20 protein-coding genes are annotated in these 20,015 nt (G+C 35.1%); 6 read left to right on the top strand and 14 right to left on the bottom strand.

The genetic code is table 11. From position 1 onward, the window contains the following. Positions 1–51: 51 nt before the first annotated feature. Both HMPREF9144_RS06280 and nth read right to left on the bottom strand, forming a co-directional pair. Positions 52–762, bottom strand: coding sequence for a DUF2461 domain-containing protein (locus tag HMPREF9144_RS06280; RefSeq protein WP_006045079.1), 711 nt, complete (start codon positions 760–762; stop codon positions 52–54). Between the two features lie 5 nt (positions 763–767). Next, a complete protein-coding gene (gene nth / locus HMPREF9144_RS06275) occupies positions 768–1,421 on the bottom strand; it encodes an endonuclease III (protein ID WP_006045078.1) in 654 nt (217 codons plus the stop codon). A gap of 115 nt (positions 1,422–1,536) precedes the next feature. On the opposite strand from nth, the gene HMPREF9144_RS06270 reads away from it, so the two are divergent. Beyond that, positions 1,537–1,758 (top strand): hypothetical protein, encoded by a 222-nt coding sequence (locus HMPREF9144_RS06270; RefSeq protein WP_006045077.1) that lies wholly within the window; start codon positions 1,537–1,539, stop codon positions 1,756–1,758. A gap of 165 nt (positions 1,759–1,923) precedes the next feature. Here HMPREF9144_RS06270 and hisS read toward each other — a convergent pair whose 3' ends face one another. The 3 genes from hisS to HMPREF9144_RS06255 are packed head-to-tail and all read right to left on the bottom strand — an operon-like array spanning position 1,924 to position 5,064. Further along, complete coding sequence (gene hisS, locus HMPREF9144_RS06265) at positions 1,924–3,297, bottom strand: histidine--tRNA ligase (RefSeq protein WP_006045076.1); 1,374 nt, start codon at positions 3,295–3,297, stop codon at positions 1,924–1,926. A gap of 5 nt (positions 3,298–3,302) precedes the next feature. Further along, positions 3,303–4,580: an adenylosuccinate synthase gene (locus HMPREF9144_RS06260; RefSeq protein ID WP_006045075.1), complete on the bottom strand. Its 1,278-nt coding sequence runs from the start codon at positions 4,578–4,580 to the stop codon at positions 3,303–3,305. Continuing rightward, a complete protein-coding gene (locus HMPREF9144_RS06255) occupies positions 4,567–5,064 on the bottom strand; it encodes a Fur family transcriptional regulator (RefSeq protein WP_040595406.1) in 498 nt (165 codons plus the stop codon). The genes HMPREF9144_RS06260 and HMPREF9144_RS06255 overlap by 14 nt, the downstream gene beginning before the upstream one ends. 221 nt (positions 5,065–5,285) lie before the next feature. Between HMPREF9144_RS06255 and HMPREF9144_RS06250 the strand changes: the two genes are divergently transcribed. The 3 genes from HMPREF9144_RS06250 to HMPREF9144_RS06240 all read left to right on the top strand — a co-directional run bounded on the left by HMPREF9144_RS06250 (position 5,286) and on the right by HMPREF9144_RS06240 (position 10,514). Then, a complete protein-coding gene (locus HMPREF9144_RS06250; protein ID WP_006045073.1) occupies positions 5,286–7,979 on the top strand; it encodes a 3'-5' exonuclease in 2,694 nt (897 codons plus the stop codon). Between the two features lie 599 nt (positions 7,980–8,578). After that, positions 8,579–9,643 carry a LacI family DNA-binding transcriptional regulator gene (locus HMPREF9144_RS06245; RefSeq protein WP_040595405.1) on the top strand — a complete coding sequence of 355 codons (1,065 nt, stop codon included), beginning with the start codon at positions 8,579–8,581 and terminating at the stop codon, positions 9,641–9,643. 34 nt (positions 9,644–9,677) lie between these two features. Further along, positions 9,678–10,514, top strand: a complete 837-nt coding sequence (locus HMPREF9144_RS06240) for a hypothetical protein (RefSeq protein ID WP_006045070.1) — start codon at positions 9,678–9,680, stop codon at positions 10,512–10,514. Positions 10,515–10,562: 48 nt separating this feature from the next. Here the strand turns inward: HMPREF9144_RS06240 and HMPREF9144_RS06235 are convergent, their stop codons facing one another. From HMPREF9144_RS06235 to HMPREF9144_RS06225, 3 genes are all read right to left on the bottom strand, one after another. Next, entirely contained in the window at positions 10,563–11,354 is a 792-nt protein-coding gene (locus tag HMPREF9144_RS06235) for a YaaA family protein (protein WP_006045069.1), read from the bottom strand. An 11-nt stretch (positions 11,355–11,365) separates the two neighbouring features. Then, positions 11,366–11,866: a low molecular weight protein-tyrosine-phosphatase gene (locus tag HMPREF9144_RS06230; RefSeq protein ID WP_004363914.1), complete on the bottom strand. Its 501-nt coding sequence runs from the start codon at positions 11,864–11,866 to the stop codon at positions 11,366–11,368. A 110-nt stretch (positions 11,867–11,976) separates the two neighbouring features. Continuing rightward, positions 11,977–12,621: a hypothetical protein gene (locus tag HMPREF9144_RS06225; RefSeq protein WP_006045068.1), complete on the bottom strand. Its 645-nt coding sequence runs from the start codon at positions 12,619–12,621 to the stop codon at positions 11,977–11,979. Between the two features lie 806 nt (positions 12,622–13,427). Between HMPREF9144_RS06225 and HMPREF9144_RS06220 the strand changes: the two genes are divergently transcribed. Beyond that, on the top strand, positions 13,428–13,760 hold the full coding sequence (locus tag HMPREF9144_RS06220) for a cupin domain-containing protein (RefSeq protein WP_006045067.1): 333 nt from the start codon (positions 13,428–13,430) through the stop codon (positions 13,758–13,760). A gap of 67 nt (positions 13,761–13,827) precedes the next feature. Here the strand turns inward: HMPREF9144_RS06220 and HMPREF9144_RS06215 are convergent, their stop codons facing one another. The 6 genes from HMPREF9144_RS06215 to HMPREF9144_RS06190 form a co-directional block, all read right to left on the bottom strand. Continuing rightward, entirely contained in the window at positions 13,828–14,217 is a 390-nt protein-coding gene (locus tag HMPREF9144_RS06215) for a DUF1573 domain-containing protein (RefSeq protein WP_006045066.1), read from the bottom strand. 214 nt (positions 14,218–14,431) lie between these two features. Continuing rightward, on the bottom strand, positions 14,432–14,962 hold the full coding sequence (locus HMPREF9144_RS06210) for an FHA domain-containing protein (RefSeq protein WP_006045065.1): 531 nt from the start codon (positions 14,960–14,962) through the stop codon (positions 14,432–14,434). Continuing rightward, positions 14,959–15,948: an HU domain-containing protein gene (locus tag HMPREF9144_RS06205; RefSeq protein ID WP_006045064.1), complete on the bottom strand. Its 990-nt coding sequence runs from the start codon at positions 15,946–15,948 to the stop codon at positions 14,959–14,961. The genes HMPREF9144_RS06210 and HMPREF9144_RS06205 overlap by 4 nt, the downstream gene beginning before the upstream one ends. Before the next feature lie 104 nt (positions 15,949–16,052). After that, on the bottom strand, positions 16,053–16,505 hold the full coding sequence (locus tag HMPREF9144_RS06200; RefSeq protein WP_006045063.1) for a DUF4293 domain-containing protein: 453 nt from the start codon (positions 16,503–16,505) through the stop codon (positions 16,053–16,055). Continuing rightward, positions 16,502–16,849 (bottom strand): DNA-directed RNA polymerase subunit omega, encoded by a 348-nt coding sequence (locus tag HMPREF9144_RS06195; protein ID WP_006045062.1) that lies wholly within the window; start codon positions 16,847–16,849, stop codon positions 16,502–16,504. Before HMPREF9144_RS06195 ends, HMPREF9144_RS06200 begins: the two co-directional genes overlap by 4 nt. A 32-nt stretch (positions 16,850–16,881) precedes the next feature. Beyond that, entirely contained in the window at positions 16,882–17,715 is an 834-nt protein-coding gene (locus HMPREF9144_RS06190; protein ID WP_006045061.1) for an outer membrane protein assembly factor BamD, read from the bottom strand. A 127-nt stretch (positions 17,716–17,842) separates the two neighbouring features. Between HMPREF9144_RS06190 and uvrB the strand changes: the two genes are divergently transcribed. Further along, positions 17,843–19,885 carry an excinuclease ABC subunit UvrB gene (uvrB, locus tag HMPREF9144_RS06185; protein WP_006045060.1) on the top strand — a complete coding sequence of 681 codons (2,043 nt, stop codon included), beginning with the start codon at positions 17,843–17,845 and terminating at the stop codon, positions 19,883–19,885. Positions 19,886–20,015: the final 130 nt, after the last annotated feature.

Genomic DNA, 20,015 nt, shown 5'->3' with positions numbered 1-20,015 from the left:
AATATTTTTTGCCGAACTTAAGTAGATATTAAATCTACTTAATATTCAGTTCTATTCATAATCGTCTATTACGCTGTTCATCATATCCATCATTGGTTTTCCTATTTCCACAATATTAATTAATTTCTTTTTCCAATCGCTATTTTTAAAGAAGTTGTCTGGAACTTTTACCCAGCAACAATAATCTTTCATACGTAAATATTGGGCAAACTCATAGTCGCGTGGAAATCCTTTAGGTGTTGTTTTTAATGCTGATAGTCCGAAACCTTTCTCCGAAACAGTATCGTCTTCCCATTTTCCATCGTTAGGATATCCGAAAGTTTTTATAAACTTACCATTTTCAACAATTCTGCGCCATTTTTCTATATTTACCATTATCTCGTTTCGGCACGAAGTAAGAATATTAGTAGGCAACCAATAAGAACCTACAGCTATTAAGCAGTTATTTGGTTCTAAATGAATGTAATAACCACCTCTCAATGCTTTTTTTCCTTTTGCACAAATATAAGCTCCAAAATGTCGTTTATATGGACTTTTATCTGGCGAAAAGCGAATATCACGATAGAAACGATAGGTACAATCTTTTACCTTCACGTGTGCAATTTCGTCATCGATAGTTGTTATAGCAGTGATGGCTTCTTCAATGCCAGTTTCAAATTCTTTTTTAGCAACTTCGTATTCCGACTTATGTTCGTGAAACCACTCACGGTTGTTATTAGCTGCTATACCTTTTAAGAAATTTAGTATGATGTCTGTGTTCATTTTGTTTACTTGCTTAGTTTACTATTGGTTATATTTTTTGGACAAATTGAATCGAAAGGACACTCATTACACATAGGGTGTAAGCTCTTACATATATATCTGCCATGCAAAAGAATCCAATGGTGTGCAGAAGAAACTTCGTTCAAAGGAATATTTTGCATTAAATAATCTTCTACTTTACGTGGAGTGTTGGCATTGTCGGGCACTAATCCTAATCGATGACTAACTCGATAAACGTGTGTATCTACTGCTAAAGTTGGTTTTCCAAACCATACGGCTTGCAGAACATTAGCTGTTTTTCGTCCCACTCCAGGTAATTTTATCAATTTATTTGGATCGGAAGGAATATCTCCACCATATACCTCTTCAATCATACGTGCCATTTCAACCAAATGTTTTGCTTTTGTGTGTGGATAAGACACACTACGTACAAATTCAAAAACATCTTCTACATCAGCTGTAGCCATTGTTTTTGCATCTGGATATTTAGAAAATAAAGCCGGAGTAATAGCATTTATGCGTTTATCTGTACATTGTGCCGAAAGTACAGTTGCACATAATAGCTGGAAAGCAGAACCAAACATAAGTTCTGTGGACACTTCGCCAACATTTTTCCTGAAATAATCTAATATATACTTGTAGCGTTCTTTTCTTGTCATCTTGTCGTCTCTTATTTCTTATAATGCGAGACAAAGGTACAAAAAGTTATTGGAAATTTGGAGTTTCGGTAAACTTAACGTACTTTTGCACCACAAATAATAAAAACGTAACATTATGACGACACCTATTATAGGATTATTTGTCTTACTCGTAATAGCATTAATTGGGTGGGCAATAGCAGAAACAAAAAATAAAGTAATAAAGTTTGAGCATTCTAAAGCTGAAGAAGAAGGATATGAAGAAATGCAAGAAGCTTTTGAACACGATGGTGGTAAAGAGCTTTCTTTAAAAGATTTGTTGAAAAGAAACTATACAAAAGGTTACCAATCTATATAATAAGACCTCCTTTTTCTCTTAATTCTATATTGCTCTATTAGTAAATAGAAATACAAAGAGCCAACTCTCTACTTGGGAATTGGCTCTTTGCTATTTTATAAAATAGATGTTCTGTGTACTAAAATCAATTAGCTTTTTCATACGCAGAACACTATATTTAAAAACTTAAAGCTTACTTGACGTTACTTTCTCTATTAAATCTTCTGGAGAAACAAGAATCTGTTCGCCTGTTGTCATATTCTTTAACGTAACTTTTCCTTGTTCTATTTCGTTATCTCCTGCAAGAACAACAAATGGAATGTGCTTTGCGTTTGCATAAGCCATTTGTTTTTTCATTTTTACACTATCTGGAAATAGCTCAGTTCTTATATTAGCTTGACGTGCTTTTGTAACAAATGGCAATACATAGTTTGTTTCTTTTTCTCCAAAGTTAATGAATAGTAACTGTGTATTGCTGATACTTTCTTTCGGATAAAGATCTAAAGCATTAAGAACATCGTAAATTCGGTCTGCCCCGAAGCTAAAACCAACTCCAGAAAGATTAGGCATTCCGAAAATTCCTGTAAGATTATCGTAGCGTCCACCACCTGTAATAGAACCAATTTCAACGTCTAAAGCCTTAACTTCAAAAATTGCCCCCGTATAATAATTAAGTCCGCGTGCTAAAGTCAAATCGAGCTGTATTTCGTTCTTCAGTTCTATTTGCTTCAGGGTATTAAGAATAAATCTTACTTCCTCAACTCCTTTCAATCCAATCTCACTATTAGCAAGTACTTCAGCAATTGTATTCAACTTCTCATCGTTACTACCACTTAATTGTATAATAGGTTGTAGCTTTTCGATGGAAGTTTTCAGCAATCCTTCTTTTTCAAGTTCTGCATTTACGGCATCAAGCCCAATTTTGTCGAGTTTATCTATTGCAGTTGTTATTTGGACAATTTTCTCTTGTTCACCAATTACTTCTGCAATTCCAGTAAGAATTTTACGATTATTTATTTTAATCTGTACCCGTATACCAAACTTCGTGAAAACGGTATCTATAATCTGCATCAATTCCACTTCGTTAAGCAGAGAATCGGAGCCAACAATATCAGCATCGCACTGATAAAATTCACGATAACGCCCCTTTTGTGGTCTATCTGCACGCCAAACAGGTTGTATTTGGTAGCGTTTGAAAGGCATTTGCAGCTCTTCTCGATGCATAACAACATATCTTGCAAATGGAACAGTAAGGTCGTAACGCAATCCTTTCTCTGAAACTTTAGTTTGAAGTTTCAATGGATTACGCGATAAAAGTTCCTCATCTGTTGTGCTTTTAAGGAAGTCGCCAGAGTTTAAAATCTTAAAAAGTAGCTTATCGCCTTCGTCTCCATACTTTCCCATTAGAGTATGGAGAGTTTCCATTGCCGGCGTTTCTATTTGTTGGAAACCATAAAGAGCATATACGTTCTTTATGGTATTGAATATATAATTTCGTTTTGCCATCTCATCGGGACCAAAATCACGTGTTCCCTTTGGGATAGAAGGTTTATTTGTCATTATTGTTATTTCCTTATTATAGTTTGTTCTCTATCTGGTCCTATTGATATAACACCAATCCTTGTTTCTAAAAATTCTTCTAGGAACTTCACATAATCGCTAAATTCTTTTGGGAATTGTGCTTCGTTAGTGAATTGTGTCATATCAGTGTTCCAACCTTTCAATTCTTTGTAAATTGGTTTTACTTCACTAATATCGTAAGGCAACTCATTAGTTGTTTCACCGTTTGGCAGTTCGTAAGCTACACAAGCTTTAATGGTGTTGAATGTATCAAGTACATCACTCTTCATCATAATAAGTTCTGTTACTCCATTCAGCATAACAGAATAACGCAATTGCACCAAATCTATCCAACCACAACGACGCTTTCTGCCTGTAACAGCACCAAATTCGTGTCCTAATTTACAGAGTTTCTCGCCAGTTTCATCGAAGAGTTCGGTTGGAAAAGGTCCTGAACCTACACGAGTACAGTATGCTTTCATAATTCCAAATACATTACCTATTTTGTTTGGAGCTACTCCTAATCCAGTACAAGCTCCGGCAGAGATGGTATTAGATGAAGTTACGAAAGGATAAGAACCAAAGTCTATATCAAGCATAGTGCCTTGTGCGCCCTCGCAAAGAATATTTTTATTTGCACGAAGTATATGGTTTATTTCATGTTCAGAATCAACAAAGCGGAAGTTTTTCATATATTCTATCCCTTCCAACCATTGTTTTTCTGTTTCTTCAAAGCCTTCAAAATCAGTCCACCCCATAGCACTTAATTGTTTAAGGTGGCGTTCTTTATGTTTCTTATATTTATTATCAAAGTCTTCAAGAATATCACCTACACGTAAGCCGTTTCTGCTGGTCTTATCAGTATAAGTAGGACCAATTCCTTTACCAGTAGTTCCTACTAATTCTTTTCCTTTAGCCGCTTCGTTAGCCTTATCCAATATTCTATGTGTAGGCAATATGAGATGCGCTTTCTTTGATATATAAAGTCGTTCAAAGAGAGGGTGTCCTGATGTAGCTAATTCCTTTGCCTCGTTCATAAACAAATCAGGTGCAAGCACAACTCCATTTCCAATAATGTTTATCTTACCGCCTTGAAATATACCAGAAGGGATAGAACGCAATACATACTTTTGTCCTTCAAATTCCAAAGTATGTCCAGCATTAGGTCCTCCTTGAAAACGTGCTACAACATCGTAATGAGGTGTAAGCACATCAACTATTTTTCCCTTTCCTTCGTCGCCCCATTGTAATCCCAATAGGACATCAACTTTACCTGTTTCCATTAGTTTTTATCTTATTTCTAACTTTGTTACGTTCACGAGATAGTTTTGCCTGACAACGCGAACAAACACCATATATATATAAGGAGAAGCCATCTTTGCGGAAACGTGTAAATTTTGTTTCTGCAATAGCTGTTGTTATAGGTGTCGATTCTATTTCTGTAACTGCACCGCAAACTGTACATATCTGATGTATGTGCTCATCGTTATTGTAGCAAGCTTCATATTTGGTTTGTCCTATGAAACGATGGCGCACCACTAAGCGTAGTTCTATAAAGAGCCGCATAGTGTTATAGAGTGTGGCACGTGATACTCTAAAATTATCTTTTGACATTTTTTCTCCTAACTCTTCGAGCGAGAAGTGTCCTTGCATATCATAAACCGCATCGAGAATCGCAAATCTCTCTGTGGTCTTCCTGTGATTGTTTATCTCTAGATAACTATCAAGTATGCCCCTAACCTTTTCTTTGACTATATCTGTAGTCACAATATACCGATTAAATTTCCACAAAGTTAAGGCTTTTTTAGTATAAACTATAAATACGAAAAACAAAAAAAGTTAAAGCAAATGATTTAAAGGAATTATAAAAGACAATGAATGTAGTTATAATAGATATGTTTTCTCTTATTTCTTAGCAGATAATACGCTATTTCCAATCTTTTTCTTACTTTTGCAAAGGCTTCTAACGCCCATAAAGATAAGAACCTATGGAACCCAACAATTCGTTTACGTTATTAGATAAGTATCAAATACCCGTAGTAGAGGCAAGCCACGGGTACCATCTTGTATTGGCTTCACCAGGATGTGGTAAGACACATATACTGGCAGAGAGAATAAGATATGCGAGAGAAAAGGGTGTGAGATACGAGGATATGCTCTGTCTTACGTTCACAAACCGTGCCGCAAGGGAGATGACGAATCGTATTCAGGAGGTTGTTGGAGGCGATAGCACAGAGCTGATGGTGGGTAATGTACATCGGTTCTGCTCTAAGTTCCTTTTCGAGGAAGACAAGATTCCAGCAGACTCCGCTATTATTGACGATGAGGAAGCCGTGAGTATCATTGCTGACTATCGTAACGAAGATGAGGAAGGAGTAACAAGAGACTTCAATAGATATAAAGGCTATCAGACGATTATCTTCTTCCAGCACTTCATCTATCAGATGGAACATCAGCATCCGTGGAAGTTTTACCTCCACCCAGAGAGTTTCACGGATGATGACCGAGAGGCTATCAAGCAGATATGCAAGTCGCAGAAGAGAGAATATAACGAACAAGCGGTGATTGACATCTATCATCATGCACAGCAATACATGGACGAGCCCAACGTGCCAGGACTTGATGCAAAGACTGCCGATAGGATTCGTGTGTTGCTTTGGAAGATGTATTATGCTGCTTGTTATGCTCAATACAAAGAAGAGAACCATCTGCTCGACTTCGAAGACTTGTTACTAAAGACTTACGACATCTACAGTACCGATGATACATGTAAGCGTTATAAGTGGATTCAGGTAGATGAAGTGCAGGACCTCAATGGTATGCAGCTCGCAATTATTGACCTGCTCACTGTCAAAGATAATCCTATGGTGATGTATCTGGGAGACGAACAACAAGCAATATTCTCTTTTATGGGTGCCAAAATGGAGACACTCACCCTGCTCAAGATGCGGTGTAAGGGCAATATTCATCACCTACAACGAAACCATCGTTCACCAAAGTACCTGCTTGATGTCTTTAACGATTACGCAGAAAAACAACTGAAGATAGACCGTGAGTTACTTCCTGCCTCTGACAATGATGTGAAAGCTAAGCCCGAAGACTTACGAATTATCCATAGTAGTACGATTGACTCGGAACGACAAGAGGTTACAGATGTAGCTCGTAACCTTTATGAACAAAACAAAGAAGAACGAACGGCAGTGATAGTCAGTTCTAATTCAGATGCAGATCATATTAGCGAGACAATGGACAAAGTAGGACTGACACACTTTAAGGTATCTGGTCGCGACCTCTTTGATACACCAGATGTTAAGCTCTTACTGTCTCATCTCAGCGTTCTTGCCAACGAACATAACTCTATTGCATGGACACGTATAATGAAAGGTGTGCGTGCTTTTCCTTCACATGCTTTGGCACGACGCTTCAATTGGAAACTGAAGCAACTCGCACTTTCGCCTTCCGACTTCCTTCTTTATCCTGATACATGCTACACAGCAGAATTTCTTAAAGCTTACGATGAAGAAGAAATAGTTGTATTCGATACTGAGACAACAGGCTTAGACGTATTTGCTGATGATATTATAGAGATTGCAGCTATGAAGATTAAAGGTGGAGAAATAGTTGGAGAGCCGCTCGACCTTTATATAAAGACTGACAAGCCTATCTTACCAAAGCTCGGCGACAAAGATAATCCTATGTATGCTATCTATCATGAGAAGCTCGCTGCAGAGGAACTTATCACTCCTCAAGAGGCCTTGCAACGCTTTCTTGCCTACATTGGAACACGTCCTATCCTCGGACATAACGCCAATTACGATTACAATATCATTGACAATTGTCTGCAAAGATATTGCAACGACACACTGAAAGCCCATAAGAACCCATGCTTCGACTCGCTAAAACTGATACGACTTCTCTCTCCGAGCCTTCATTCTTATAAGTTAGAATCGCTCTTAGAGATGTTTCAACTGACAGGAAAGAATAGTCATCAGGCTATTGATGACGTGGGAGCAACGGTGAGCCTCGTCCGTCTTTGTGCCAAAAAGGCACGTGAGAAGCAACCACAACAACAGTCTTTTCTCCAACATCCAAAGGTAAAACCATTCATAAATACTCTTCGCAACAACTATGGAGAACTTTATTTGAATGGTGTCCAACATCTTTATGTATTAGCTACGAACGAAGAACCTGCCCTCGTTCAGGAATTATCGTCTGCTTACAACGCCTTGCGTGCAGATGGATTAATCAATGAGATTCCTCGGTTAGATTACGTTTTGCGTTATCTACGCATAGATATGCTGACGGACAATGCAATAGAAAATGCGCTTGTTCAGCAACTCTCCCAATATATTATGGATATCAACACACTGAAAGAAGCTGACTTCTGCAATAGTAAGAGTATCCGTGAGCGTGTTTATGTAACGACAGTGCATAAGGCAAAGGGACTGGAGTTTGATAATGTTATTGTGTTTGATGCTGCCGACGGACGTTATCCCAACGCCTTCAATAAGAATAAAAAGCAAGACGAAGAAGATGCTCGCAAGTTCTATGTAGCTATGTCGCGTGCCAAGCGCCGTCTCTACATTGCTTATTCTCTACAAATGATTGACCGCTATGGTCGCGTGCATAACCGTGAATTGACACCCTTTATGGATGCAATACAGAGACGTTTCAATGGGTAAAAAGATTTCTTTCGAAAAGATATTAGATAATTCATAATGACCCTATGTATGGTATAGAATAATAGGCAATAATAACCTTACGTTTACAATTACTTGCCAAGTAAATTGGCTGTTTCAGATATTTAAAAGAACCGTCAAATATAGCTACTCTTATTTCAGATATCTATCGCACTCGTCTTAGATATCTATCGCGTTCGTCACAGATATCTGTCAGTACCGAATTAGATATCATACCAGATAACAACCTTTATAGTGCTATATGATGGTACTTGAGAGATATCCATTCAACTGAAGATGTATGAATCTCATTATTCGTAATCTTCCAATTTAAGCATTATTATTATCTACTGAACCACACAATATGTTGTTTAAGATTATATTATATAGAAGTGAAAATTTATCGTAATCGTCCTCTTTACTAAATAATCTCTCCGCTTTCTTTCTATAGAGTATAAAGAAATATAATGTCATATTTTTTAAGAAATAAATATTACCTAACGAGATTCTTAACATATTTATAATTACAACAACAGAAAATGGTGAAAGCGATATGGTTAATTCCAACTTTATTACTATTTTTGCAGAAAATTAGAATTGCTATGGGAGATAGGATAAGAATTAAAGATATAGCAGCGAAAGCAGGTGTAAGTGTCGGCACTGTTGACAGAGTATTACACAAGCGCCCTAATGTCTCTAAATTGGCAAAAGAAAAGGTAGAGAAGATTCTAAATGAAATTAATTATCAACCTAATGTCTATGCAAGCGTATTAGCCTACAATAAAACCTATACCTTTTATTGCGTTCTGCCTAAACACACAAGCGAAGCTTATTGGGAAGAGATAGAGTTAGGAGCAATAAAGGCAGTTGAGCTTAGATGCGATTTTCATTTAAATATAAAACTAAGGCACTTCAGCCGCTTGCACCCAGAAACCTATCTGGAAACTTGTCGTAAGTGTTTAGAAGAAAAGCCAGATGGAGTTATATTAGTACCTACCACTTTAGATGCAACAAAGGTTTTCACAGATGAGCTTCACAAGCGAGATATTCCATTTGTATTGTTAGATTCAAATATGCCAGACCTGAAACCATTATCGTTTTACGGGCAGGATTCTTTCCAAAGTGGATATTTCGCTGCAAAGATGTTTATGCTAATTGCGCAAAAGGAAAAGTCTATATTGTTGGTTCGACAAACATTCGAAGGAAAGGTTACAAGCCGACAACAAGAAAATCGCGAAGTGGGATTTCGTCGCTATATGGAACAATATTATCCACAAGTAGAAATTAAGACTCTTAATTTGCCAATGGGCGAAAGTAGGGCTACTTATAATGCTCTATTAGACGAGTTTTTTAATGCAAATCCAAATATTCATCATTGTTTCACAACCAATTCGAGAGCGTATATTATAGGTGAATTTATATTAGAAACGAACAAAAAGAATGTTCAGGTGATGGGGTACGATATGGTACCTAAGAATGCTGAATGTGTGCGACGTGGTAGCATCTCTTTTCTAATAGCACAACATGCCTATCAGCAAGGTTTCTCAAGTGTAGACGCTTTATTTCAAAAAACAGTACTGAAAAAAGATGTTCGCCCAATTAACTATATGCCGATAGAACTCCTATCAAAAGAGAATATAGATTTCTATCATCGCACAAGAATATAGAATAGTAAACAAAACGCTATAAAGCAAAAATAGAATGGACATTATACAACGCAATTTCTTCAAGCTTATTCGTTCTGGAGCCTTCAACGATAAATCAACGATAGAGGCTATGTCGTCATTTAAATGGAGAAGACTGTACGAGATTGTGATGTTTCAAAACGTACTCGATTATTTCGTGCGAGGTGTAAACAACAATGCCAACGATAAAAATCTGAATTTACCAGCTAAACTCATAGACGAGATTCAAGCTAAGTTAGATTTACAAGACGAGAAGCAAAGTAGCAGACAAGAAGACGATAAAATTATTGGAGATGATGCGGAACTTAGTAATAAGTGGCTGAATAAGAGGTATCATAAGATAATCTATAACGAGATGCATAGTATAGATACATCTACCGAAACATTAAGAATGCTGCAACTTATTGTCTTTAATACGAACGCAATGCTTAATCGTGGTATAAATCTTGATGCCATTATAAGGTTAGGGCAGTTCTTAAGAAATAAGGGCGATAAAGTTGATTTCTTAAAGTTAGAGAAATGGCTTTCGGCACTCCATCTGCAGCGTATGGCACAACTTCAGGGGAGCATTCTTATTGCGGTATTTGGATTTGAGAAAGACGAGATAGACTTTGTGAAAAAGGAAGAACCAGTTGCTTATAAACTAACCATAAAGATTATTTCAAATTTGGTTAAGGATACCGCTGGCGAATGGCACTTTAGGCAAAATTCCGCAGGGTTTGTACAAAACAATGGGAAAATGTTGCGTAGAAACCTTCGTAGAAGCTACAAATATATAAGCTATGCGCCAATAGAAACTACTAGTAACTTTATTAATGGTTTTATTAAGGGACTATCGGAGATAGAAGAATAGGCAAACTATCTCTGACTACACAATATGTGCATCTAATTAAAACTTAGATTATACTTCTTCGGAAAGCTGCCAAAGCACTTCGGTTAGTCCTTTAGGAACTTTATTAAGTAAAGATGCTGCAGACGAGAATGTAAATCCTTCGTATTCAAAGCCCATTAAATGTTTTGGAGTTGTTATTTTGTTTTGAAGAACATATCGTGTCATAGCACCGCGACAGCTTTTTGCATAAACCGTTATGTTTTTTAGCTTCGTGCCATTAAAGACTTTAAAAAGTGGCTGAACAACAGATACCTCGTTTAGCACTTTCTTCCAATCGAATATATGCTGATACTCTTCTGTAGCCAAATGCAATAGAATGCCATCGTCTGCTTTTACCGATTTTATTAGTACATCGGTTAGCAGAGGCTTCCAATAGTCGAAAACACTTCTATCATTGCTTGCGTTGAGTACAATTTTTCCTTCGAGTCTATATGGGTGTATTAAGTTATGCGGGCGTAACATTCCATACAAGAAACTTAATATCCACAAATGTTTATTAGCAAACTCCATATCGCTATTTGTAAGTGTATGTGCCTTTAAACATTTATAGGCTTGTCCGTTATATGCTAAAATTGCAGGTAGCTTATTTTCTTGATTAAAGAAATCGATAAAGTTCTGCTTAGCCACTTGGGCTAAACTTGTGCTACATTTTAGTTCCTGTTTTAGTTCTTCAATAGAATGCTGTGCTAATTCTAATGCAAAGCTTTCTGCTTTGTTTTGGAATAATGGAACTGTATATTTATTTTGTTCCATTTTTGTTACAGCGTTCATTAGTTTAGCCGATGAAAGAATAATTTGCATACGTTTGTTTTTTAAATATCAGCAAGCCAGTTTAATATGCCTTCGCAACCATCTTCTATCAAATCTAATGCAAATTCAAAGTCTTCTGCACCTCCATAGTATGGGTCGGGTACTGATTCTTCGCCTTTATACTGCGAAAAGAAATCTTTCATCTTAACCACTTTGTTTCGTTGTTCTGCATTCTTTGCCTGTGCGCATATTTCTGAATAGTTGTCGTTATCCATTACGATGATATAGTCGAATGCATCAAAATCTGTTGCTTTATTAAATTGTCGTGCTATGTGGTTAATATTATAGCCGCGTTTTGCTCCATGTTCGCGCATTCTTCTATCTGGTAGGTCGCCAACATGCCAATTGCCAATTCCTGCAGAATCGATACTAAACTTATGCGACAGTTCTTTGCTTTCTACCAAACGATGCATTACTGCATCTGCTGCTGGCGAACGACAAATGTTTCCTAAACAAATAAACAGTAATTTATAATGGTTTGCTTTATTTGATGGTGTATTCATATTCTGATATCCTTATTTGTAATCTGTATTTTTATGTATGCTAAAGTTTTCTTCCAACTTAATTTATCATTTAGTTTAGGGCTATATACAAAACTTCATAAAAGTAGTCTCTATTTAGAGCCTTCTAAACTGCGCGAAACACTGAAGTTTTTCTTATCAAGTAGAGCTTCTATTGTATAGCAAACACCTGGAACAACATCTATAGTGATAGTTTTACTGTATAGTGTGTTATGGGCAAAGCTCTTTTTAAATATATTATATTCAAAGCATTCTAACTCTATTTTGTGTTTGCCTTTGGCTATTAAATAGCCTTTTGTCGATGAAAAGCAAGCGCCACGACCATTTACAATGCCATCGACACTTTGAATTGATACACATTCAATATGTTGAGACTTAAATTTTTCTGGTAGTATTAACCTACCATATTTGGGATTCTTACGTACCCAACTATTTTTTGCAACTATAAACACTATACCAATGCTACTTAGCCATAAGAGGGGCATAATGTAACTTACTATGGAGAGGAGAGATATCGTATAGCCACAAAACGAAAATGGCTGAAACGAAAAATTAGAATTTAACAGCAAATAGACGGTTGCAATAAATGCAAATGTTTCTAACAATATAGATACTATTGCCCAAATGGGAAGTGTTTTAAGGCTTGGAATGGGGAGAGGTTTCGAGTATTTAGATATTGCATAATATATAAGCCAAAGCAGAATGATCGCAAATGCGTTTGCAATTATAGATTCCATATTGTTGTAAGTTATTTCATAAAAAAATAGTATTCCCTTTTAATTTAATAAAGCAGGTTATACATTAATAGCACCTATGCCGAATGTTCAACTTTGCTTAATATTCTAATTCGGCAGTGCAAATTTATAGTTTTAATTCTATATAGCAGTATCTTTCTCTACATTTTAACGTTAATATCTATATCTTTACATAATACAGTTTAGCCAAACATTAGCTTATTATCAATTTGGCAGATTTTATTTTCTTGTTGGTGTCCTATTTCCATTTCTAACTTGCTGCGAACGCTATGTGTTCGTAATAAAGTAAAACGATACTTTCGACAATAGAATTTGCTGATGTTTTAATAGTTGATTTTAGTATTAATCTACACTAATGAAACATCTACACGCACCTCTCGTATCAACGAGATACTGATTAAACGTTATTATTTACACGTAAGTAAAACTTTATTTACGTGTAAGTAAAACTTTACTTACGTGTAAGTAGAACTTTATTTACGTGTAAATAAAACTGCGCTTAGCATTAAAAAATAATGTATCTTGCTTATAAAAACGTTACGGATATATATTAGAAGCAAAAGAATGAAATGGAAACATTATTGCGCACTTGTATAGTAGTGCTCTATACACACTATTTAGCGGTGTGCCTTTCAATATATGGTTGTTTTGTTCAGCTATTGTTATATTTCTTTTATTTACTAAGGTCTTAGTAAGTTTTCAAAACAGTTTTAGAACCAAACTATTCATAAGAATTTTGCAAAGCACCAAAATATTTGTATTTTTGCACCGGTCTAAAAAATGTAATTATGGTAATAGATTTTGATAAAATAACAGAGGAACACATAGAAGGTTTCAAAGGGGGAGAAGGAAAGTTAGATACTCGTGCTTATGTAGACAATAAGGCGCGTATTATGTATTCAACACTCCGACCGGGAGCACGAAGTGGAGAGCATCTTCATAGTGGAACTTTTGAAGTGATGTATGTAATTAGTGGAGAACTAACAGCATATTGTGATGGTGTGAAAGAAATAGTTAGAGTAGGGCAGATGCATTATTGTCCTGAAGGACATAACCATTGGTTTGAAAACAATACCGACCACGATGTTGTATATCTTGCTATAGTTCCTACTTTAGGTTAAGCACCATAAAATAAGGTGAGAAACTATTTTTAATCTCTCACCTTATTTTATTATAGAACAATCTTAGTTATTTTCCACCTTCCATAACACCTTCTATATATATACGTGTCATTTCAGTTCTTGCATTAGACTTTATCGTAATGCTCTTTTTAAAATGTCCTGTAAACTTTCCTTGCCCATTATATGTTATTTCAATTGAACCTTTTTGTCCAGGAGCAATAGGACGCCTATCATATTTAGGTATTGTACAACCACAACTGGCTATTACTTCGTTTATAACTAAAGGAGCATTTCCTACGTTCGTAAAAGTAAATACAGCCTTTTTCACAGGAGAACTTGCAGGGAATGTACCAACATTAATTGTTATCTGGTCGAATTTAAACTCAGCTTGATTTTGTGCAGACACCATAGTTATGCCTATTGTCATAAACAAAATCATTAATACTAACTTCTTCATATATTTATTCTTTTTTTGGTTTTAATTATGATGCAAAAATAATGATAAAGTTTATTCTTTCTTTCGTAATTTATTTAAATTAACATTACCATCTTATAACTTAACGTCCATTAGAGATATAAGAATATATCTGAGTGCTACAATAGGACAACTTTGTTCGTGTGTATAAACAGTGGAACACTAAAAGCAAAGAAATTTGTTGTTATATGCTTTGTTACTCTTTTTTTGTACGAAGAATTATACTTGTAGCTCCAATAGTGAATAGAGTTCCATCTGAAATTCTTCTGCGCTCATTGTTAGCAAGAATTTCATTATCAACAAATGTCCCTGTATTTGAAGGGCCATCTTTTAATTCATATTCTAAAACACCTCTTTTGTTTCTCGTTACATTGATACTGCAATGTGTCATATCAACACTAGGATCATCAGTTTCTATTGGACAAGTAATAGGATTTCCCTTCATATAACGACCTATTGTATTCTTTCCCAACTGCAATGGTAGCACCTGTTTATAATGAAATACATTTTCAATTACATATAATGAACCATAATCGAGTGTATCTCCATTTAAATCATCTAAAGTCTTTTTCTGAGGAAGATTGTCTTTATTTGTTGAGACTCCATATTTAATGCTAAATTGTTTATTACACGTAGGACAATTAAAAGAGAGTCTCTGTCCTATTGTGTGTTTTGTTTCATCAAAAATAATGAAGTTCTTGCATTTAGGGCAACGTATCTTTTTCATATATTGCTTCTAATCTTTAAAATCCATGCTTGCTCAAAACTGTCATTACCTCTGAGATTGCTCAGTTGGTTTGCTGCAATTTGAGCACTTTTATATCGTCCGTATATAACTTTTACACTTCCAGAACCTTTATATATGTATGCATCTTTAAATCCTTCTTGCTGAAGTTTCTTAATGAAACCATTTGCATTTTTCTCTGTTACGTGGCTTGCTAAAACTAAACTCCAATAAAAATTGGAAGTTTGAGTTGGTATTTTACTATTTAAATGTTTTGGTTTTCTCTGAGAATTTTTCTGTTTCTTAATAGATTCTGTTGGATTAAATAGTTCACAAAATACACCACTTTTTATTTCTTTAGGTATACTATTTGTGTGTTTCTCTGATGTAAATCCAACCACAAATATAAATGTAATCAGAAAAGCAGCAACCACAATATCCTTTATAAGCTTAATACTTACATTTAGTTGTTTCTCTCCATCATTATCTGTGTCAATATAAAAGGAATGTTGCCTTGTGTTTCTCTCCTTCTTTATTAAGACACTTTGCTCTTCTGTATTTTCTTTATTATGATATTTCTCTATTTCAAAATAATAAAGTCCATAGTATTTAGGAGTTAATAAGCCACCTTCGTAAGGTTCAAATGCTATTTTGTCGGTGCCTTCACGTTTAAGAACTCCAAGTCCTTTTAATTCGAAGCAACCAACTTCGGCTAAAGAATCAAGAATACTATTAACTTCTGATTCAATTTCTCGCATTGCTTCAGGATAGCTTAAGTCGTAAGTTTCAATATACGATTGAGCAAGCAGCGAATCATTCATTTTTAGCACAGGATTAAAACCGACAGTACGATAAGGTGGAAGGTATATATTTTCGGCTTCTTCGTAGTATGCTTCGCTATAATATGCAACAAATCCACCAAGTCCAGGGACAATGATACAATCATTTTCCAATAATAATATCTCAATATGTCGATCTATTCTTAGCATTGTTTGCAAATTTACGGATTTTCCTTTTAAGCAGCAAACTCTACATACAATAAAAAACTTATTACCTTTCTGATAATAAGTTTTTTATGTATTTACAGTGTTTTTTATCTTATTCTATCAGCTGCACGCACAAGAGCTTCGTCAGCTTTAATTGCTCGTCTCGCCAATATAATTAGGATAAACGAGATGCAAGGTAAAAATGACGTAACTTTAATATGAAATTCTTGTCCCTCTAACATAAATTGGCAAAGTAGCAAATATGCAAGAGACCACAAAATAATGAGTAATATAATAAGAATACAGAAAGTTATCTGCCGTTTCCTATTTTTATAATCCATTATTGTGAATAAATGTAACGGAAGTGTTACAAGTAGGATAGCAAATAATGGCCATACTTTAAAATCTTTCATTCCATTTGCACTCACTATCCATAAATTTGTCATCTCACTTGCAGGCGTCATTCCATTAGAACTTATTAAGCCAATTGGCATACAAAGGCAAATAATAAGAATAATGAATGATAAAAGAAGAAAGATGGTCTGTTTCCGTTGTATCATACTTGAGATGCTTCGTCTTCTATATTATCTTTTGCAGGATCGCGCCAATAGATGTTACCATCTAAAAATTCTTGAGTTGCCAATAAAGTAGGTTTTGGAAGTTTCTCATAATATCTACTAATTTCTATTTGTTCGCGATTTTCGAAAACTTCCTCTAAAGAATCACTATAAGAAGCAAACTCTGCAAGTTTTTTACTGAGGTCTTGCTTTATTTCAACTGAAATTTGATTAGCACGCTTGGCTATGATTGCAACACTTTCGTATATGTTATCAGTCTCTGTCCATAGTTCTACCATATCACGAGTTATGGTATTTACCGGTGCCTTAGATTTCTTGTAATCCATTTACTTATGTTTATTTTATGCTTATTAATTCTTTATTTTGCTTTTGCTATAAACTCTTTACACTTTTCAATGTATTTTTCGGCTGTTCCTCGTTCTTTCGAATCTGGATATTCATTTATAAAGCCGTAGCATTCATCTTCTGCGTCTTGATAGCGTTGCAATTTCTTTTCTTCGACACTCATTTGCGCTAATTCATATTTACTTTTCATAATGAGTGTTGCAAAATCTTCACGCAATGCTGAATATGGATAATCATTTAACGCATTTTGTGCGGTAATAATGCAAGCTTCATAGTTATTGCCACCATCGTTTCCGCAGTTGCCGAAGTATGAACCTAAGTTATAATAAAGCTTTGCATTTAAATATTCTTTACGAATTAGTTTATCTTGCAAAGCGAATAATCGTTGCTGTGCAGTTCCTTTCATTTTTCCATTGGGATATAAATCTAAGTAATCTTGAAAAGCTGCAATAGCCGCAACAGTTGGCGTTTGGTCTAAACGTGCTTCAGGCGTTCCTTCATATAAACTTTGTCCTATATAAAATGAAGCCATCTCTGCATAATATCCTTGTGGATATGTTTGATAATACTTTTTAAAAGCTTCTGAAGCTGCTTCGTAATCACGTAGCCCATATTCTGCCATTGCTAACATATAAAGGCATTCTTGTGCATTATCAGTACCTTTCTGAATGGTTACTAAATCTTGGAGTAATGGAACTGCAGCACTATATTTCCCACGTGCAAAACATTCTTTTGCGAACTCATACTTATATGTATAGTTCGTACTTTTATACACTTGATTATATTCTTGTGCACAACTCACTACGAGGAGTGAAAGAATAAAGCTAATGAGAATATTCTTCTTCATAAATTAATTTTGAAATGCAAAGTTACATATAATTTCATAATAAACAAAGGTGATATTACTTTTTTAGTAAAAAAACACATCTAAGGGGGTTATTATATATCGTTTTTTACTAACTTTGTACTACTATATGGATTTTAAACTAACATCAAAATACAAACCTACTGGCGATCAGCCGGAGGCTATACGAGAATTAACAGAAGGTATAAAGCGTGGCGATAAAAGCCAAGTCTTGTTAGGGGTAACTGGTTCTGGAAAGACATTCACAATGGCAAATGTTATTGCGAATGTAAATAAACCCACTCTTATTTTGTCGCATAATAAAACTTTGGCAGCACAACTTTTTGAGGAAATGAAAGGCTTCTTTCCTCAAAATGCTGTTGAATATTATGTTTCATACTACGATTATTATCAGCCTGAAGCTTATTTACCATCTACAGATACTTATATAGAAAAGGATTTAGCTATAAATGATGAAATAGATAAGCTACGTCTTTCTGCTGTTTCTGCATTATTATCAGGTAGAAAAGATGTAATTGTTGTATCGTCTGTTTCTTGTATTTATGGTATGGGTGGACCTGTTGCAATGCGGAATAATGTTATACAGATAAAGAAAGGACAGATTCTTGACCGCAATATCTTCTTACGTCGCTTAGTAGATGCCTTATATGTTCGGAATGATATTGATTTACAACGGGGTAATTTTAGAGTAAAAGGTGATACTGTTGATATAGCAATGGCTTATAGCGATAATATATTGAGGGTTACTTGGTGGGACGATGAAATTGATGCAATAGAAGAAGTTGATTCTATTTCTTATCATCGATTAGGTTCTTTCGAGGAATATGAGATTTATCCGGCTAATCTTTTCGTAACGTCAAAAGAACAAACAGAAATTGCTATTAGAAACATACAAGACGATTTGGTGAAACAAATTGATTTCTTTAACGAAGCTGGAGATAGTATTAAGGCTCAACGTATTAAAGAACGCGTAGAATATGATGTTGAAATGATAAAAGAATTAGGTCATTGCTCTGGAATAGAAAACTATTCTCGCTATTTTGATGGTAGAGAAGAGGGACAACGACCTTATTGTCTATTGGACTTCTTTCCAAAAGATAATCTTATTATTATTGATGAAAGCCATGTTAGTGTTCCTCAAATCTCCGCGATGTATGGTGGAGATAGGGCGCGAAAAAAGAATTTGGTGGAATTTGGTTTCAGATTACCAGCTGCATTTGATAATCGTCCGTTAAAATTCGAAGAATTCCATAGTCTTATTCATCAAATAATTTATGTATCAGCTACTCCTGCAAATTTTGAATTAGAAGAGTCTGATGGAGTTGTTGTAGAACAACTTATTCGTCCTACAGGATTGCTCGATCCCGAAATAGAAGTTCGTTCATCTATAAATCAAATTGATGATTTAATGGGCGAAATCCTGGAGAGGGTAGAAAGGCATGAGCGTATTCTTGTTACAACTCTTACAAAAAGAATGGCAGAAGAATTAACCGAATATTTATTAAACCATAATGTAAAGGCTGCTTATATACATAGTAATGTTGCAAACTTAGATAGAATTAAAATTATAAACGATTTACGTAGTGGAATTTATGATGTTTTAGTTGGAGTAAATCTTTTACGTGAAGGATTAGATTTGCCTGAAGTTTCATTAGTGGCTATTCTTGATGCAGATAAAGAGGGTTTTCTTCGTAGTCATAGAAGTCTTACACAAACAGCGGGTAGAGCTGCTAGAAATGTAAATGGAAAAGTTATTATGTATGCTGATAGTGTAACAGAAAGTATGCGAAAAACTATTGATGAAACTTTACGAAGACGTGAAAAACAATTGGAATATAATGCGCAACATCATATTACTCCTACACAAATTAAACGTTCAATAAAGGAGATATTGCCAACAACAAAAAACATTTCGATGAGTGCTAATATTGCAAACGAAAAAATGAAGGCGCAAAAATACAATATTCAGTCTGAAGAAATTCCTATGGTGGCAGATCCTATTGTATTGAAAATGACAAAAGAGCAACTCGAAAAGAGTATTCAGAATACAACCGCATTAATGAAGGAGGCTGCAAAGAATCTTGATTTCTTACAAGCTGCACAATATCGTGATGAAATATTACGCTTACAAGCAGAATTGGAACAAAAATAGGTTTTAGGAAACGATATATAGAAAATGTCTATTGCAGGCTTCCTGTTTTTGTTTTATACGTAGCTTTCTTAAAAAAACAAAGCCTGTTTTTTCTTATTAAAATGCAAATGAAATATAATAAGAAAATTAA

This window comes from Prevotella pallens ATCC 700821 (assembly GCF_000220255.1).
GTDB classification, from domain to species: Bacteria; Bacteroidota; Bacteroidia; order Bacteroidales; family Bacteroidaceae; genus Prevotella; species Prevotella pallens.
The sequence above is the reverse complement of the archived record's forward strand: the minus strand, read 5'-3'. Positions and strand labels throughout refer to the sequence as shown.

Excerpts from the sequence above, each read along its gene's own strand:
- HMPREF9144_RS06280 (WP_006045079.1), bottom strand. The coding sequence starts at position 762 with ATGAACACAGACATCATACTAAATTTCTTAAAAGGTATAGCAGCTAAT.
- nth (WP_006045078.1), bottom strand. The coding sequence starts at position 1,421 with ATGACAAGAAAAGAACGCTACAAGTATATATTAGATTATTTCAGGAAA.
- HMPREF9144_RS06270 (WP_006045077.1), top strand. The coding sequence starts at position 1,537 with ATGACGACACCTATTATAGGATTATTTGTCTTACTCGTAATAGCATTA.
- hisS (WP_006045076.1), bottom strand. The coding sequence starts at position 3,297 with ATGACAAATAAACCTTCTATCCCAAAGGGAACACGTGATTTTGGTCCC.
- HMPREF9144_RS06260 (WP_006045075.1), bottom strand. The coding sequence starts at position 4,580 with ATGGAAACAGGTAAAGTTGATGTCCTATTGGGATTACAATGGGGCGAC.
- HMPREF9144_RS06250 (WP_006045073.1), top strand. The coding sequence starts at position 5,286 with ATGGAACCCAACAATTCGTTTACGTTATTAGATAAGTATCAAATACCC.
- HMPREF9144_RS06245 (WP_040595405.1), top strand. The coding sequence starts at position 8,579 with ATGGGAGATAGGATAAGAATTAAAGATATAGCAGCGAAAGCAGGTGTA.
- HMPREF9144_RS06240 (WP_006045070.1), top strand. The coding sequence starts at position 9,678 with ATGGACATTATACAACGCAATTTCTTCAAGCTTATTCGTTCTGGAGCC.
- HMPREF9144_RS06235 (WP_006045069.1), bottom strand. The coding sequence starts at position 11,354 with ATGCAAATTATTCTTTCATCGGCTAAACTAATGAACGCTGTAACAAAA.
- HMPREF9144_RS06230 (WP_004363914.1), bottom strand. The coding sequence starts at position 11,866 with ATGAATACACCATCAAATAAAGCAAACCATTATAAATTACTGTTTATT.
- HMPREF9144_RS06225 (WP_006045068.1), bottom strand. The coding sequence starts at position 12,621 with ATGGAATCTATAATTGCAAACGCATTTGCGATCATTCTGCTTTGGCTT.
- HMPREF9144_RS06220 (WP_006045067.1), top strand. The coding sequence starts at position 13,428 with ATGGTAATAGATTTTGATAAAATAACAGAGGAACACATAGAAGGTTTC.
- HMPREF9144_RS06215 (WP_006045066.1), bottom strand. The coding sequence starts at position 14,217 with ATGAAGAAGTTAGTATTAATGATTTTGTTTATGACAATAGGCATAACT.
- HMPREF9144_RS06210 (WP_006045065.1), bottom strand. The coding sequence starts at position 14,962 with ATGAAAAAGATACGTTGCCCTAAATGCAAGAACTTCATTATTTTTGAT.
- HMPREF9144_RS06205 (WP_006045064.1), bottom strand. The coding sequence starts at position 15,948 with ATGCTAAGAATAGATCGACATATTGAGATATTATTATTGGAAAATGAT.
- HMPREF9144_RS06200 (WP_006045063.1), bottom strand. The coding sequence starts at position 16,505 with ATGATACAACGGAAACAGACCATCTTTCTTCTTTTATCATTCATTATT.
- HMPREF9144_RS06195 (WP_006045062.1), bottom strand. The coding sequence starts at position 16,849 with ATGGATTACAAGAAATCTAAGGCACCGGTAAATACCATAACTCGTGAT.
- HMPREF9144_RS06190 (WP_006045061.1), bottom strand. The coding sequence starts at position 17,715 with ATGAAGAAGAATATTCTCATTAGCTTTATTCTTTCACTCCTCGTAGTG.
- uvrB (WP_006045060.1), top strand. The coding sequence starts at position 17,843 with ATGGATTTTAAACTAACATCAAAATACAAACCTACTGGCGATCAGCCG.